The 15,866-nt window shown below is 75.6% G+C and carries 10 protein-coding genes; 2 read left to right on the top strand and 8 right to left on the bottom strand.

Annotated elements, in window-relative coordinates; genetic code table 11:
• Positions 1-4: 4 nt before the first annotated feature.
• The gene (locus OG802_RS03375) at positions 5-1,081 is read right to left on the bottom strand and encodes an NAD(P)-binding domain-containing protein (RefSeq protein WP_329407062.1); all 1,077 of its coding nucleotides are present in this window, start codon (positions 1,079-1,081) and stop codon (positions 5-7) included.
• Positions 1,082-1,248: 167 nt separating this feature from the next.
• On the opposite strand from OG802_RS03375, the gene OG802_RS03370 reads away from it, so the two are divergent.
• On the top strand, positions 1,249-1,671 hold the full coding sequence (locus OG802_RS03370) for a secondary thiamine-phosphate synthase enzyme YjbQ (RefSeq protein WP_329407060.1): 423 nt from the start codon (positions 1,249-1,251) through the stop codon (positions 1,669-1,671).
• 139 nt (positions 1,672-1,810) lie between these two features.
• Here the strand turns inward: OG802_RS03370 and OG802_RS03365 are convergent, their stop codons facing one another.
• On the bottom strand, positions 1,811-2,026 hold the full coding sequence (locus OG802_RS03365) for a DUF4177 domain-containing protein (RefSeq protein WP_057582602.1): 216 nt from the start codon (positions 2,024-2,026) through the stop codon (positions 1,811-1,813).
• Positions 2,027-2,376: 350 nt separating this feature from the next.
• Here OG802_RS03365 and OG802_RS03360 point away from each other — a divergent pair, with 350 nt between their 5' ends.
• Entirely contained in the window at positions 2,377-3,789 is a 1,413-nt protein-coding gene (locus tag OG802_RS03360) for a cytochrome P450 (RefSeq protein WP_329407054.1), read from the top strand.
• Between the two features lie 104 nt (positions 3,790-3,893).
• Here OG802_RS03360 and OG802_RS03355 read toward each other — a convergent pair whose 3' ends face one another.
• The 6 genes from OG802_RS03355 to OG802_RS03330 form a co-directional block, all read right to left on the bottom strand.
• Positions 3,894-6,395 carry a CBM35 domain-containing protein gene (locus OG802_RS03355; protein WP_329407052.1) on the bottom strand — a complete coding sequence of 834 codons (2,502 nt, stop codon included), beginning with the start codon at positions 6,393-6,395 and terminating at the stop codon, positions 3,894-3,896.
• 283 nt (positions 6,396-6,678) lie between these two features.
• Complete coding sequence (locus OG802_RS03350) at positions 6,679-7,716, bottom strand: LacI family DNA-binding transcriptional regulator (RefSeq protein ID WP_329407050.1); 1,038 nt, start codon at positions 7,714-7,716, stop codon at positions 6,679-6,681.
• Between the two features lie 196 nt (positions 7,717-7,912).
• Positions 7,913-8,467 carry a DinB family protein gene (locus OG802_RS03345; protein WP_329407047.1) on the bottom strand — a complete coding sequence of 185 codons (555 nt, stop codon included), beginning with the start codon at positions 8,465-8,467 and terminating at the stop codon, positions 7,913-7,915.
• A 254-nt stretch (positions 8,468-8,721) separates the two neighbouring features.
• Positions 8,722-10,692, bottom strand: coding sequence for a hypothetical protein (locus tag OG802_RS03340; protein WP_329407044.1), 1,971 nt, complete (start codon positions 10,690-10,692; stop codon positions 8,722-8,724).
• A complete protein-coding gene (locus tag OG802_RS03335; protein ID WP_329416923.1) occupies positions 10,689-14,630 on the bottom strand; it encodes a DUF5682 family protein in 3,942 nt (1,313 codons plus the stop codon). The genes OG802_RS03340 and OG802_RS03335 overlap by 4 nt, the downstream gene beginning before the upstream one ends.
• A 29-nt stretch (positions 14,631-14,659) precedes the next feature.
• A complete protein-coding gene (locus tag OG802_RS03330) occupies positions 14,660-15,856 on the bottom strand; it encodes an ATP-binding protein (RefSeq protein ID WP_329407041.1) in 1,197 nt (398 codons plus the stop codon).
• Positions 15,857-15,866 lie beyond the last annotated feature (10 nt).

The raw sequence follows: 15,866 nt of genomic DNA, 5'->3' as shown, positions 1-15,866 counted from the left end.
GCCCTCAGGCGGCGAGCGTCTCCCGCGCGAGCAGCCGCCTGATGTCCCGGACGGCCGCCCGCCCGGCCCGGTTGGCGCCGATGGTGCTGGCCGACGGCCCGTAGCCGACGAGATGGACGCGCGGGTCGGCGGCCGCGCGCGTGCCCTCGATCCGGATCCCGCCGCCCGGCTCGCGCAGCCGCAGCGGCGCGAGGTGGTCGACGGCAGCCCGGAAGCCCGTGGCCCACAGGATGACGTCGGCGTCGACCCGTCGGCCGTCGTTCCACTCCACGCCTTCCGGGGTGATCCGGTCGAACATGGGCAGCCGGTCCAGGACCCCGTCGGCCAGTCCCCGGCGGATCGCGTCGTTGAGCGGCAGACCCGTCACGGAGACCACGCTCCGGGGCGGGAGTCCCTGGCGCACCCGTTCCTCCACGAGCGCGACCGCCGCACGGCCCGCCTCCTCGTCGAAGGGCCCCTCCCGGAAGACCGGAGGCCGGCGTGTCACCCAGGTGGTGGCGGCCGCGAGAGGCGCGATCTCCAGCAGATGCTGGGTGCCGGACGCGCCGCCGCCCACCACGACCACCCGCGCCCCGGCGAACGCCTCCGGACCCGGGTACTGCGCGGTGTGCAGCTGTCGTCCGCGGAAGGTCTCCTGGCCCGGATAGCGGGGCCAGAACGGCCGGCCCCAGGTGCCGGTGGCGTTGATCAGCGCCCGCGCGGACCAGGCGCCGTCGGAGGTCTCCACCAGAAGGCGCCCGTCGTCGCCCTCCCGGACGGCCCGCACCCCGACCGGCCGCCGCACGCGCAGATCGAACTCGCGCTCGTAGGCGGCGAAGTACGCGCCGATCACCTCGGACGACGGCCGGGCGGAATCCGCGTCCGTCAGCTCCATGCCGGGCAGCGCGTGCATCCCGTGCACCTTGCCGTACGTCAGCGAGGGCCAGCGGAACTGCCAGGCGCCGCCCGGAGCCGCGGCCCGGTCGAGGACCACGAAGTCGCGCTCCGGGTCGAAGCCGGCGCGCCGCAGGTGATAGGCGCCGGCCAGACCCGCCTGACCCGCGCCTATGACGACCACCTCGACCTCACGCACATCGTTCACGCTTCTACCAACGCCCGGGCGGACAGGGATCTTCCCGAACGCCGAGGGCTCACGACCGCCGAGCGGGGCGGCCGGGAGGTCGAGGGACGCCGACCCGCCGTGGTCGCCGGGCCCGGCACGGGCGCCTGCGGGGGTGTGGAGCGCGGCATATGGGTCAGGATGGTGGCATGTCAGATGCGTTCACCACCCGAGTCCTGTCCGTCGCCTCCGGTTCCCGGGAGAGGGTCGTCGACCTCACCGGCGACTGCGAGACGTTCCTGCGCGAGGTGGCCGCCGGTCGCGACGGCCTTCTGAACGTCTTCGTCCCGCACGCGACGGCCGGCATCGCGATCATCGAGACGGGCGCGGGGAGTGACGACGACCTGCTCGCCGCCCTGCACACGCTGCTGCCCGCGGACGACCGCTGGCAGCACCGGCACGGCAGCCCCGGTCACGGCCGCGACCACGTCCTGCCGGCCTTCGTCCCGCCCCACGCGACCCTGCCCGTGGTGGACGGCAGGCTCGAACTGGGAACGTGGCAGTCGGTGTGCCTGGTGGACACCAACAAGGACAACCCCGACCGTCAGGTCCGGCTGAGCTTCCTGGGATGACCAGGAACCCACCCGGCGCCTGACGGTCGAACCCGACGTCTGACGGTCGAACCCGACGTCTGACGGTCGAACCCGGCGCCTGACGGTCGCATCGGGGCCTGACGGTCGCGTCCGGCCCCGGGGTTCACGGCGCCCGGTGTCAGCGGCGCGGGCGTTCCAGGGTGAGGAGCAGGCCCTCGACAGCGCCGGGACCGATACGGCCCTTGACGTCGGCGGAGGTGATGGCCTTGAGGGCCCATCCGTCCTCGGCGTGCTTGTTCAGGACCTTCTCCAGTTTGTCGCTGTCCAGCGCGTCTCCGATCAGTGACTCGCGGAAGGTGACGACCTTGTATTCGAGGGCGTGCGGGTTGCTCATGTCTGGGGCCTTCCCGTGGTTGGACCGGCTGACGGAACCGGCACGGCACAGCCAACCACCGACCGGCCCTCCCGCGCGCGGCGGGGTCGACCCCCCCGGCCGGGCGGGCCCGTTCCACGACGGCGCACCGGAAGCCGGCCGGCGGAACCGCGGAAGCCGCGGCGCATCGCGGACGCGGCCCGCAGACGTCCACGACCGGCCTCTGTCAGAGGCATTCGCCCGCCCTCCGTCCGGCGTCCTGAGACGTCCCCCGTCGTTCACCGCGGGCCGGGCCTGGGATAGGGTCCCCCCGGTCCCGGCTACCGATCGAAGACACGCCGGTACGGGGAGTGTCGGAGGGGCGGCGAGCGATGGAATCCCAGGTGGGCGAGGGCGCGACCGTGGACCTGGACGGTGCGCGGCTGGAGACGTTACCCCTCGAACCGCTGCTGACCCGGGACTACGAGACGCGCCCCGCGCTCGTGTACGAGAGGTTGCGCCGCACTCATGGTCCGGTCGCGCCGGTCGACCTGCTCGGCGTGCCCGCCTGGCTCGTGCTGGGCTACCGCGAGGCGCTCGACGTGCTCCAGGACGACGCCGCGTGGCCGAAGGGCCTGGAGAACTGGCGGGCCCGCACGGACGGCGAGGTCCCGGCCGACTGGCCGCTCGGACCGTCCCTGGAGGTCAACCACGTCCTGATCCAGGGCGGCCCCGGCTACCGCCCGCTGCGCCAGGCGTGGGACGCGGCCCTCAAGCCGTTCCAGGACCCGCGTCACGCGCAGGCCAAGCGGCTGAAGAACGCCGTCACCGCCTACGCCGACGAACTCATCAGCCTCGTCGGACAGGCGGGCGGCACGGGCCTGGCGGACCTGTCCGCCCAGTTCTCCCGTCCGCTGCCGCTGATGGTGGCCAGTCATCTGCTCGGCTTCCCCGGTTCGCAGGGCGACGACGCGCTCATGGACATGTGGCGGGTGCTGGACGCCGGTCCGGACGCCGAGCCCGCGCTCCGGCGGCTGCTCGCCGCGCTGGCCGAACTCGCGGCCGTCAAACTGGAGAAGCCGGGGGACGACTTCCCCTCCTACCTGCTGGCCGCGCACCCCGGACTGTCGCTGGACGAGCTGGCCCGCGAGCTGTTCATGCTGCTGGGCATGACCTCGGACCACGTCGGGATCCTCATCTCCAACACGGTCGTCGACGTCGTGTCCGGGGAGGGCGGCGTGCGGGCGAGCCTGTCCGCCGGCATGGTCAGGGAGAGCATGAATCGGGTGGTCATGCGCAAGCCGCCCCTGGTGAACTTCGTGCCGCGGTTCGCGGCGAAGGACACCCGGCTCGGGGACTACACGATCCGGGCGGGCGATCCCGTGTGGATCTCGTCCGCCGCGGCGCACGCCGACCCGCTCTTCGCCGGCAACGTGTGCCCGGACACCACGGTCAGCACCCGCGCCCACCTCTCGTGGGGCGCAGGCCCGCGCCAGTGCCCGGCACGCGAACTCGCCTCGACGGTCGCGGCGGTCGGCGTGGGGCGGCTCTTCGAGCGGTTCTCCCACCTGGAACTCGCCCTGCCCGCCGACCAACTGCCCTGGCGTTCCTCGCCGTTCATGCGGGGCCTGCGCTCGCTGCCGGTGCGCTACGAGCTCGTGCCGACGCCGGTCCCGCCGCCCGCGCGGTCCCGGGCCGAGGAGTCGGCGCAGGACCCGGCCGAGACGGTGCTGCCGGATCCGGCCGTCCGGCAGCGCTCCTCGCTGTGGCGCTATCTGACGGGCCTGATCGGCGTCGGCCGCTGACCCGGCCGAGGCCGTCCCTCCGGGGGGACGGTGCCTGCGCGCCCGGCCCGGCCCTCGCGACGGGGGCCGGGCCGAAGCGGCCGGGCCGCGGTCGTCGTCCCGTGTCACGACCGTCCGGCCACCACCCGGCCAAGCTCGACGCGGGCGATGTCCGGGGCCGGGCCGGTGGCGTTGGCGAAGGTCACGCTGTTGACGCCCTGCTCCAGGTCGACGGGGACCCCCAGCGTCCAGAAGTCGTGGGCGCTCCAGGTGTTCTTGAAGGCCACCCTGCGCGGTGTCGCGGCGCCGACGGTGATGTCCGCCGTACGGGACACGATGTCCGTGTTGTAGGCGTGACCGTTGTCGCGGCGTTCGTCGTGCGCGTAGTGCACCACCAGCACATGGCGGCCGGAGACGGGGGCGAACACCCCGAACTCCGCCGTGCCGGGACCGCCGCCGAGGCCGCCGAGGCCGCCGAGGCCGCCGATGCCGCCGATGTGAAAGCCGCCGGGGGCGTGGGCGTCGGGGACGAGCTTCGCGCCGCCCCTCAGCACGGCCGACGCGGCGTCGCAGGACAGGACGCCGTCGGTCGAGCCCGTCCCCGAGACGTCCAGCGAGCGCACCGCCGCGTCCTGGGCGGTCACGGCGACACGGTTGTTGCCCGCCACCAGGTAGAGGCGCGACGGCCGGTCCGGCGCCGCCGTCGTCCACGCGCCGTGCAGGGCGAGCCGGACGGGCGCGGAGCCGCGCACGATCACCGTGTAGTAGCCGTCGCGCGGGGCGTACACGTCGAACACCGCCCTGTCGCCCCCGCGCAGGACGAGGGCGCCCGTGCCGACGCCCGCGGACGAGGAGTAGTCGTACGACGGCTGCCCGGTGAGGTCCGCGAGCGCGGCCTCGTACGACGCGGACGGGACCCCGGTGCTCGCGGTCAGGTCGACGCGGTCCAGGGTGACCTCGGCGTCGCCCTTGGCGAGCGTCAGCACATGGGCGCCGGCGGTCAGTTCGACGCCGAGGTCCTTCCGGGCGCGGTGGGCGTCGTTCTGCGTGGAGGGATACGACACCGTGGCCGCCTCGGCGCCGTCGACGAGCAGTCGCTGCGTGGCGGGGCCGCCGGACCCGTTGCCGTACAGGATCGCCAGGTCATAAGGGCCGTCCGCCGGGACGGTCACGGTGAAGTCGACCCTGCTGTCGGGGGTGCCGAGGGAGCCGACGTCCCTCGTGCCCGAGGCCGCGTAGCCGTTGGCGTCGCTCACCGTGCCGTGGGTGCGCACCTCGCCGCCGGTCACGACCGCGTCCTCGGCCTCGTACGAAGCCGACCAGGGCACGCGGGCCGCGGCCGGAACACCCGTGCCCGCCGGAGTCAGGACGATCCGGTACGCCGACATCCGGCGCAGCCCTCGCAACGGCACGGTCGCCGAGCCGTCGTCCGCCACGTCGACGATCGCGCGGGCGAGGACCGCCGGAGCGGCGTGCGGGCCCTCGTAGCCCGACCAGGCCGCCTCGGCGACGGTCGCGGTCACCGCGCGCCCGAAGACGGACCGCGGCACGTCACGCAGGACGACGTCCACGTCGCCGTCCGAGCCGCCGAGCAGGACCTGGACCTGACGGCGTGAGGCGTCGAGCGAGGCGAGGCCCTGAAGGGTGTCCACGGCGTCGGCCGGCGGCGGGGCCACCCGCACGGTGTCGCCGGTCAGCCCCGCGTACCAACGGAACAGCCACCAGGCGCCGTTGGGTATGCCGTTGCGCACCACCACGCCGCTCAGGTCGCCCGCCGCGTCCCAGTAGGCCTGGTTGGCGTGGACCTTGTTCCGCTCGAACATCGAGACCCACTGCACCAGTTGGCCCGGCACCGACAGATCGCGCCGGTTGGCGTACTCGTCGATGCTGATCCTCAGCGGCGCGATGCCCAGCCGGCGCTCGATCGAACGGCAGTCGTCGATGTGCCCCTGGAAGTCCCGCAGCGCGTCGGGACTCAACTCGTGCCAGGTCAGGACGTGGGGCAGGACGTCCTCCCGCTGGGCGAAGGCGAGGAAGTCGGCCATCAGCCGGTGGTGGTAGCCCGTCTCGTTGGGACCGGCGATCCTCGCGGCGGGGTCGATCGCGCGGATGCGCCGGTACACCGTCCGCCAGTCGTCGAAGAACCGGTCGCGGTTCGCCTCGTAGCGCTCGCGGTCCTCGACGCCGAGGTCGTACCAGATCTGGTCCGGCTCGTTGAACGGGATGTAGACGAACCGGTCGCCGTTCGGGTCCGCCGACACCTGCGTGACGACGTCGTCGACGCGGGCGAGGTACTCGTCGAGGCCGGGGTTCTCGTACGGCCATCTCGCGAAGACGTCCTGGAGCAGCACGTTGATCTCGCCGCCGCCGTTGCGGAACAACGACCGGGACACCGAGAGCGCGTCGCCGTTGGGATGCTGCGCGCCGCCCTCCGGCTTCTGCGAGATGCTCGTGATCTTCAACGGCTCCAGCACGGCGTCGCCCGGCACGCCGTCGTCACTGAGCCCGTACAGGGCTCCGTTCGCGCCGAGCAGCACGGGACCTTCGGGGACGGCGAGTTCGACGGTGAGGCGCTGCGGGACGGTCGGGAGTGCCGGGGAATCTGCTGGGGGGAGGGTGCCTGACATGGCGGTTGACTCCAGATGCGACGGCGACGAGAGCGGTTCCCGTGCGGGGGGTGGGGGAGGAGGCGAGGGCGTGGCGTGCGGTGCGGGGGGTGCGGTGGCCGGATCCGCGGCCAGGGCGGGCGCCGGGAGCGACCTTCACCACCTGGGGGCATGCGTAGGCGAGGGCTTCAGGACCGTTCGGGGCTGCGGGGCTGCGGGGAGGGCTGTGGGGGTGCGGATGTGTGTGGGGGCGGAGTGCGGGGGAGCGAGGGCGCGGATGGGGGGCGAGCGGCTGAGCGGGCGTTCAGTCGTGGGTCGGCGCCACCCCCGAGCTTTCGCGCACGATCAGTTCGGGCGCGGCCACGGGGTGCGGGGCGACCCGCTCCGACTCCTCCAGCGCGCCGTGCAGCAGCGTGAACGCGGACCGGCCGAGGCCGGTGAAGTCCAGGCGCACGGTCGTCAGGGACGGCGTGAGACAGGCGGCGTGCGGGGCGTCGTCGAATCCGGCCACGCTGACCTCGCCCGGCACGGACCGGCCCGCCTCGTGCAGGGCGCGCAGCACACCGACGGCGAGGTCGTCGTTGCCGCACAGGATCGCGGTGACGGCCGGGTCCGCGGCCAGCGCGAGGCCCGCCGCGCGACCGTCCGCCGGGCTCCAGCCGCCCCGCACCGGCCGGGGCAGGGGCGCTCCCGCGGCGCGGAGCGCGTCGCGCCAGCCGGCGCTGCGGGCCCCGGTGCGCCGGGTGCTGGACGGGATCGCCACGTAGTGCACCGTCTCGTGGCCCAGGGACAGCAGATGCGAGGTCGCCTCGAAGGCGGCCTCGCGGTCGTCGGTCCAGACCCAGGGGCGGTCGGCGGCGGGCGGACTCGCGGGGGTCTCGACCACGCCGACGACGGGCAACCCGGCGGGGACCGCGCTCAGCGCGCGCACCCCGGCCGGATCGTAGGCGATCACGATCAGCCCGCCGCCCGTGTCCGCGGCCCGCTGGACCGCATCGGCGACCGCGGACTCCGCGGCCGACTCCAGGACTCCGATCCCCACGGAGTAGGCGGCGGCACGGGCGGCCTCCTCGATGCCCCGGAGGATGGAGGCGTGACCGTAGTGGGTGGTGTCGGCGGTGAGGACGGTCACGGCGCGGTTGCGACCGCGGGCCAGGGCGAACGCGGTGGCGTTGCGCCGGAAGCCCAGGTCGCCGATGGCGGCGAGCACGCGCTCGCGGGTCGTCGCCTTGACGCTGGGATGGTCGTTGATCACGCGCGAGACGGTCTGGTACGAGACCCCGGCCGCCGTCGCCACGTCCCGGATGCTCGCGGGACGCTTCGTGTGACCGGTCGCGTTCATGATCCGATGGTGACCGGTCACACCGAGGAGGGTCAAGAGACCGGGGGAGCAGGCCGCCCCGGACACGCACGCGCACGCCCCTGGGCGTCCGGGGCCGAACGCCGTGGGGCGTGCCCGAACATCAGGACGCCCGGACGCCCGGACGCCCTGGCTGACGGTCGTGCGTCGTGCCCGGGCGGCCGCGGTGGGCCGGTGCTCAGCCCATGCTCTTCGAACCGTCCAGCGCCTCACGGATGATGTCCGCGTGACCGGCGTGCTGGGAGGTCTCCGCGATGACGTGCAGCAGAACCCGGCGGGCGGACCACTGCGCTCCCGGCTCGAACCACGGAGCCGACGGCAGCGGGTGCGCCGCGTCCAGGTCGGGCAGGGACCTGATCAGGGCGTCGGTGCGGTCGGCCACCTCGTCGTAGGCCTTGAGGACGTCCGCCAGCGTCTCGCCGGGCAGCATCCGGAACTCGTCGGCCCGCGCGGCGAAGTCGGCCTCCGTCTTGGCGCTGAAGTCGCCCATGGCCGAGGGGCCGTCGACGATGAAGTCGGCCCAGCCTCGTTCGACCGCGCTCACGTGCTTGATCAGCCCGCCGATGCACAGCTCGCTGATCGTGGCCCGTTCACCGGCCTGCTCGTCGGTCAGGTCGCGGGCGGTGAACCGCAGGAAGTGACGGTGCTTGGCGAGGGTCTCCAGCAGGTCGGCGCGCTCGCGGCTGACGGCCGGCGCTGCGGCGGTCTCGTCGAGGGGGGTGGGCTTGCTCATGGTTCGCCTTCTTCCGTGAGTGCTGTTCCGCGGTCGTAGGACCACCATAGGAGCCATAGAGGTCAGATCCTGACCTACTTCGGGAGGTGGCTGGAGTGCGTCGGAAGTACGGCTGGTTGAGGGAGGGCGGACCGTCCGGTTCCACGCCGGGACGCCCTTCTCCCGGCGTGTTCCGGCTGCGCTTCTGTCTTGGCGGGCGGGCCGCTCGCGTTTCTGCCCAGTCCCTCCGCCCGTCCCCCGTCCGCTCGTCCGGTTCAGCGCGACGCCGTCACCGCGGCGTCCGAGCCCCATGCGGCGGCGCACAGGGCCCGTTCGGTCTCCGCGGTGTACACCGACGAGGCCAGCCAGGCACGGGCGAAGCGGCCCGTGTCGGCCGGGAGCAGCCGGCCGAAGGCGTCGCGGGAACGGTCCGCCGCGGCCGCGTGCAACTCGTCGAGCAGGTCGGCGGCGGTGCCGAGGCCGACACGGCGCAGCCGCGCGCCGTCGCCGGCCGCGCCGCCCGGGAACGCCAGCACCCGGCGGCCCCCGGAGACCGCCTGGTGCACCCGGCGGCGCAGCAGGTGCAGCGGCGCCTCGTCCACCGGGTGGGGCACGACGGGCGTGCCGGTCGGCGTGGGCAGGTCCGCCTGCTGGAGACGGTCCAGACCCAGATCGACCCGGGCGGCGGAGTCGGCCGGGTGCTCGGCGGCGAGCAGCAGCGCGCGCGGCAGTGGTCCGGGGGCGAGCCGGGCCACGATCCGCAGCCGACTGCCCCGGGCGGCGGCCAGCAGTCGGAGGTTGTCGCGGTAGGGGAGCGTCGGGTCGTCGTGCGCCGTCGCCAGGCGCAGCGCGAGTCCGTCGCAGTCGGCCAGCAGACACTCGCCCGTCGCCGCCCGGACCGAGCCCGCCAGGGTGACGTCGAGGAACAGCAGGTCATGGCCGCCGTCGAGGGCCCGCGCGACCTGTTCGGCGACCGGCGTCGCCCACAGCCGGGCGAGCGGTTCGGCGTTCCAGGCGACGCCCGCGGCGCGCACCGCCCGCACCCCGGCCCCCGCGCCCAGCCGGCCGGTCGGGGAGACGGTCGCACCGGAGACCGCCAGCCCGGCGCGCGACAGTTCACGGTGCGTCAGAGCGGTGTCGCCGATACGGACGGCGCGGTCGGCGGCGCCGGTCGCCCGGCCCGGCCCGCCCGGCGCGACGTCGGAGACCGTGTAGAGGCGGCCTTGGGCGTCCGCGGTCCAGGTGACCGCGCCCGCGTAGCCGGTCGCGGTGAGGACGGGCTCCGAGAACAGTCCGTACAGGCGCAGGGAGCCGTCCGGCGCGTAGGGCTGCCGTACCGTTCCGCGCAGTTCGGCCAGTTCCGGGCCGCGCGCCGACGGCAGCCGATGGGCCACGCCAAGGACCTCGCGCAGGGCTTCCACCAGATCGGGCAGCCGGTGCGCGGGATCGGCCGAGCGGGCCGCCCGCACCCCGTTGACCACCGAGACCGCAGCCCCCGCGGCCCGGGGGAGTCCCGCGAGCCGCGCGGTGTGCGCGGCGCGCAGGAGTTCGGCCTGGAGGACGGCTCCCGCCCCGTCCGCTCCGGCGTCGAGCACGGCGGCGGCCGCCTCGAACACGGCCCGCGCGGCGGCGATCCGGACGGGGCCGGCGGACTCGTCCACCGCCGGTCCCGGCGCGCCGTCGGCCCCCGCCTGCTGCGGTCCGTTGCCGTGGCTCCTCACGCCCTCGGCCCGGGCGTCGGCGGACGCGGGGCAGGCAGGAGCGACGGAAGCAGAGCCGCAGGCGGAGGCGGAGTGGGAGGCGGAGGGAGAGGGGGAGGCGGACAGGGAAGCAGGATCGGAGCCGGAGCCGGAAGCGGAAGCCGAGGCCGGGGCGGAGACGCGGGCCGGGGCAGAGTCGGCTTCAGGGCGGGAAGGCGACGCGGACTCGGCTTCAGGGTGGGACGGGAACGGGGACTCGGCTATCGGCGCTGCCGAGGCGGCGGCCGCGCGGTGCAGGCAGTCCGGGGCGAGCAGGCACCCGCAACGGATCGCGTCCGCGCTGCTCACCGCACCGTCCACGACGAGCAGTTCCAGCTCGGTGTCGTCGTCGAGGGCGATCCGTACCGTGTCGCCCTCGCGGACCACCGGACGGGCCGCCAGCTTGGCGACCCCCGCGTCCAGCCGCTTGCGCAGCCGGGGCGAGAGAGCCTCGACGAGTTCGGCGGTCACGGACGGCGCGACCGGCGGCAGCAGGTCCTGGCTCATGCGATCTTCTCCCCTACCCAGCGGGCGAGTTCGAGCGGGCTGAGAGCGGCGACGGGCATGCCGGCGGCGACGAGCCGGCCCGCGACGCCCGTGGAGTAGCGCGGCCGGCCGGAGTCGTCGAGGCTCGCGCAGCCCAGCACATGGCAGCCGGCCCCGACCAGCGCACGCACCTCGGCGAGGAGCCCGCCGAGCGGGTAGCCCTCCTCGAAGTCGCTCACGACCACGACCAGGGTGCGCGACGGCACGGTGACCAGCTCGCGGGCGTGCCGCAGGCCCGCGGCGATGTGCGTGCCGCCGCCGACGCTGACTTCCAGCAGCAGGGACAACGGATCCTCGACATGGCCGGTGAGATCGATGACCTCGGTGGAGAAGGCCAGGAAGTGGGTGGACAGGGTCGGCACCCCGGCGAGCACCGAGGCGGTGAGCGCCGCCCACACGGTGGACGCCTCCATGGAACCCGACACGTCCGTCACCAGGATCAGCCGCCAGTCGGCCGACCGCCGGGAGCGGGCACGGAACACCGGGTGCTCGGGGACGACCCGGACCGTGCCGTCGGGCCCGCGCCGGGCGCTCGCCAGGTTGGCGCGCAGGGTGCGGGGCAGGTCCAGACCGCCGCCCGGACGGCGGCCGGGGCGCGGTGACGCCGCCCCGTGCAGGGCGGGACGCAGCCGGGTGGCCAGTTGCCGGGTCAGCGACTCCACCAGCCGGCGCACCAGCGGGCGCAGTGCGGCCAGCCGGGCCTCGGGCAGCCCGCCCGCGTGCCGCAGCACGGTGCGCAGCAGATCGACCGAGGGACGCACGCTGTCGGCGTCCAGCTCGGTGAGCACGTCGTCGCGGCCCGCCGCGGCGGCCGCCGCCAGCACCTCCTCCCGGATGCCCGGCCCGAAGAGCGCGGCCAGCTCCCGCGACCATTCGCGCACTCCCGGATACGGCGCCTCCCGGCCGCCGTGGCCGCCCCGGCCCGTGAGGTCCCCCCGGCTCCCCTCTCCGCGCCCGCTGCCGTACAGCTCGTCCAGGGCCGTGGCCAACGAGCGTGCGGAGGGCGGGAGTTCGTCGCTGCGTCGCCCGAGGACGAGCCGCCAGCGGTCGGCGGGCGCGAGGACCCGGTCCTCTCCCGCCTCCCCGACGGCGTCCACCGCGCGCGCGGAGGCGGGTCCGGGGGCGGGCGCGGAATCGGAGGACGCGGCTGCCGTGGCCGTGGACGGGGGCGTGGACAGGACGGCCGTGGGTTCTGCCGCCCCGGTCCGGCCCGCCGCCGGTTTCGTCGTGGTCGTGGGGTGAGCGGCCGGGGGCCGGGTGGCCGTCGGGAAGGGGGACGCGGATCCGTCCGCCGCCGTCGGTCGTGGGGACGCGGAGTCCGTGGCCGTGGGGACGGGGCAGGCCGTGGCCGTGGGGACGGGGGAGGCCGGTTCGTGCGCGCCCCGCGCGGGGAGCAGACCCAGCGCTCGCAGGGTGGCGCGGGCGGCCAGGTCCGCGCCCGCCCAGACGGCCAGGGCGGCCGGGTCGTGGCCGTCGGTGTCGGCCACGCGCCCGGTGCCCAGGCGCTCCTCCACGGACGCCAGCAGACGGTCGCGGGCCGCCGGGCTGAGGGTGTCGAACCCGCCGCGCAGCGCGGGCAGCCGGTCCAGGAACCGCCGGTCGGGCAGCTCCGACACCAGGTCGAGCAACGGCTCCAGGGCGGCGGTCGCGGCCTCCAGCAGGGGACCGGCGGCGGTCAGCACGCCGCTCAGCCGGGCGGTCAGCGCCGACCGGGACTCCGCGTCGACCGCGCCGTCGACCCAGGACGCCACCCGGTCGCCGAAGACCCGGGGATCCTCCTGCCCCAGCAGCACCCGGACGGCTCCCGCGGCGCCGCGCATCAGGGGAGAGCCGTCCGCGGCCAGCCGGGCGAGGGCGTCGGCGAGCCGGATGCCGCCGGACAGGTCGGCGCGGTGGGCGAGTTCGAGCAGAGCGTGCGCGTCGGCCGGGTCCTCCGAACCGGTCAGGCCGTCCACCTGGCGCACCGCGGCCGCGGTGAGCAGCTCGGCGACGGCGCCCGCCCGGACGGTGCGTCCGGCGTCGGTGCCCAGACCTGCCACATGTCCGGCCCGCAGCCGGTCCGACAAAGCGAGCGCGGCGAGCAGTTCGGGCAGGGCGCCGGCCCGCGGCAGAACCTCGGCGACGTCGTCGAGCCGCTCGTCGGTGAGTGCTCCGAGCCCGCACTCCGCGGCCTGCGCGAGCCCCGTCAGGACCTGCGCGGCCGTCGGGCCGCCCTCCTCCAGCTCCGCGCGGCGCCGTTCGCGCAGGACGCCTTCGGCGGCCTGGGCCGGGGTGACCCCGCGTACCCCCGCGGCGGTCAGCACGGCAGCCGTGGCGGGCGTCCAGCGCGCTTCCCAGCGGGACGTGAGGGCCTCGGCGCCGCCCGCGCCGACGACCTCCTTCGGCTCCCCGTACGGCACCCCGCACACCGTCAGTCTGCGCAGCAGCAGCTCACGGCGCCGGTCGAGGTCGGAGCGCAGAGGGTCGAGCCGCAGTTCCCGGCCGGCGGCCGAGGGGCCGTCCGGTCCGGGCAGACCCAGCGCGGCGACCTCGGCCTCGACGGCCGGGGCGAGCCCGCTGCGCGGCGCGTCCGGCGCGGGCCGTCCGGTGCGCGTGCCGACCAGCACCCGTTCCATCGCCCGCGCGACGGCCCGGCCCCTTCCGTACGGTTCGCCCTGCGTGAGGACCGTCTGCACCGCCTCGACCAGCTCGCCCCGGCCGGCCGCCGGTAGTCCGCGGAGCCGGGCCAGGTCCGAGGCGAGCCGGCTGATCTCGCGCGCGTCCGCGGGTCCCGACGGATGTCCCAGACCGCGCAGTTCCGCGCAGACCCGCACGGCCGCGCGCGTCAGCGCCTCCTCCAGGGCGACGGGGTCGCCCGCGGACCGGAGCACCATGTCCTGCCACTCCGGGTCGCGGATGCCGGCCGGATAGCCGGAACGCTCGTCCAGCAGGGGGTAGGCGTACGGGATGAGCGAGGTGATCCAGGAGACCGTTCCTGCCCCGGCGGCTTCGCCCCGCACGTCTTCGTGCCGTGACGTGGCGCGGGCGTCGTCCGCCGCCGTCGGATTCGTCTTCGGATTCGTCCTCGGAGTCGTTCTCGGATCCGTCCTCGCCTCCGGCCCCGATTCCGGGCCCTGGTGCGGCCCGGAATCCGGGTCCCGGTGCGCGACCGGGTCGGGCTGCGGTGCGGGGGCCCGGTCCGTGGCTCCGGCCGTCAACGCCGGTGCGTGGAAGGCGCCGACGAGCACGGCGGCCCGCCCGCCGCCCGCGGTGGCCTCGGCGATCCGGGACCGCATCCACCGCTCCCGCCGCAGGTCCAGTTCGGCCACCCCGCCCGAGGCGGCCGCGTCCGCGCGCAGCGCCCACCCCGTCAGCAGCGCGGCGCGGCGCAGCGCCTCCGGGGGCGAGCCCGGCGCGGTCGCCTCGACCAGCCGGTCCCACAGGTCGTCGCCCGGACGGCCCGTGAGCCGGGAACGCAGCGCCCCGGCGAGCCCGGGGGCCGCTCCCGGCACCGGGCCCTCGCGCCCCTCGCCCCACGCCCGGTCGGCGAGAGGCAGGTCGCAGGCGATCACGGCCACTCCGTGCCGGTCGGCCCAGCGCACGGCGGCCAGTTCGGGCGAGAAGTCGGCGAACGGATAGAACGCCGGGCCCGCGCCGCTCCCGAGGCCGCCCGGAACGGCGGCGAGCGCGATGGGGGCCCGCGTCTGCGCGTGCCCGAGCCAGGGGAGCCACTCCTGCATCTCGGCGGGCAGCTCCACGAGCAGCACGTCCGGCTTCGCCTCGTCCAGCAGCGCGGGCACGGCGGCGGCCAGCGAGGGCGCGTGGTGCCGTACGCCGATGAGGTACGGTCCCGCCGGGTCGGTGAGGGCGGCCAGCGCCTCGGCGGGGGCGGCGGGCGGCTCGTCCGGGGCGCCCGGCATGGTGGGGTGCGGGGACAGGGACACGGCCGTCAGCCCTCCAGCACCGTGCGCAGCTCCCACAGGGTGCGCCAGGTGGCGGAACCCTGCTCGGCGCGGCGGCGGACCGGGCCGTCCCAGTAGCCGCGCAGCCGGGCCGCGTCCGCGGGGTCGTCCTTGCGGACCACGCCGAGCAGATGGCCGGGCAGCAGGCCCAGGACGTCACGGTCGCCGGGGAAGTAGGCGGCCGCGAGCGCCAGCGCCCCCGCGACGGAGACGGCCTCCGCGGTGCTCATCACCGTGGACGGCCGCTCCACCTCCCAGCCCTCCGCGGACCGTCCCTCCCGCAGGTCGCGGAAGGCGGTGACCAGAGCCTCCAGGACGGCGTCGTCGACCTGGAAGGGCGCCCCGGACCGCTCCACCGAGGCGCGGGCCTGGCTGCGCACCAGCGCGGTCTCCGCGTCGAGGTCCGGGATCGGGCCGACCGTCTCGAAGTTGAAGCGGCGTTTGAGGGCGGCGGACATCTCCGAGACGCCCCGGTCGCGCAGGTTGGCCGTGGCGATGAGGTTGAAGCCGGGCGCGGCGTGCGCCAGCGCCTCCGGCGTGCCCGTCAGTTCGGGCACGGCGATGCGCCGCTCGGAGAGCAGCGACACGAGGGAGTCCTGCACCTCGGGCAGGCAGCGGGTCACCTCCTCGACCCGCGCGACGGCGCCCCGGGACATGGCGGCCAGCACCGGCGAGGGAACCAGCGCCTTGGGGCTCGGCCCCTGTGCCAGCAACAGGGCGTAGTTCCAGCCGTACTTGAGCTGGTCCTCGGTGGTTCCCGCGGTGCCCTGCACCACCAGGCCGCTGGTGCCGCACACGGCGGCCGACAGCAGCTCGGACAGCATCGACTTGGCGGTTCCGGGCTCGCCGACGAGCAGCAGCCCCCGCTCGCCGGCGAGGGTGACCACGCAGCGCTCCACCAGGGCCCGGTCGCCGACGAACTTGGCCTCGACGACCAGCCGGCGCGGCACACCCTCGGGCGTGCCGGCGCCCTCGGGCAGCTTCAGGGCGCGGCCGCCGCTGCCCATCACGAACGTGACGACGGCACGCGGGGTGAGCCGCCAGGCCGGCGGTCGCGGCCCGTCGTCGTACGCGGCGAGGAAGGCCAGTTCGGCGGCGTAGCGGTCCTCGGGCGGAACGATCTGCCGTTCCGGGGCCGGGGCCGGGGCCGGGGCCGAGGCGGGGGCGGTGGCGGTGGCTGTCATCGGCGCGGGC

The organism is Streptomyces sp. NBC_00704 (assembly GCF_036226605.1).
GTDB lineage: Bacteria > Actinomycetota > Actinomycetes > Streptomycetales > Streptomycetaceae > Streptomyces.
Note: the sequence above shows the minus strand (reverse complement) of the source record. Positions and strands in the feature narration are given on the sequence as shown.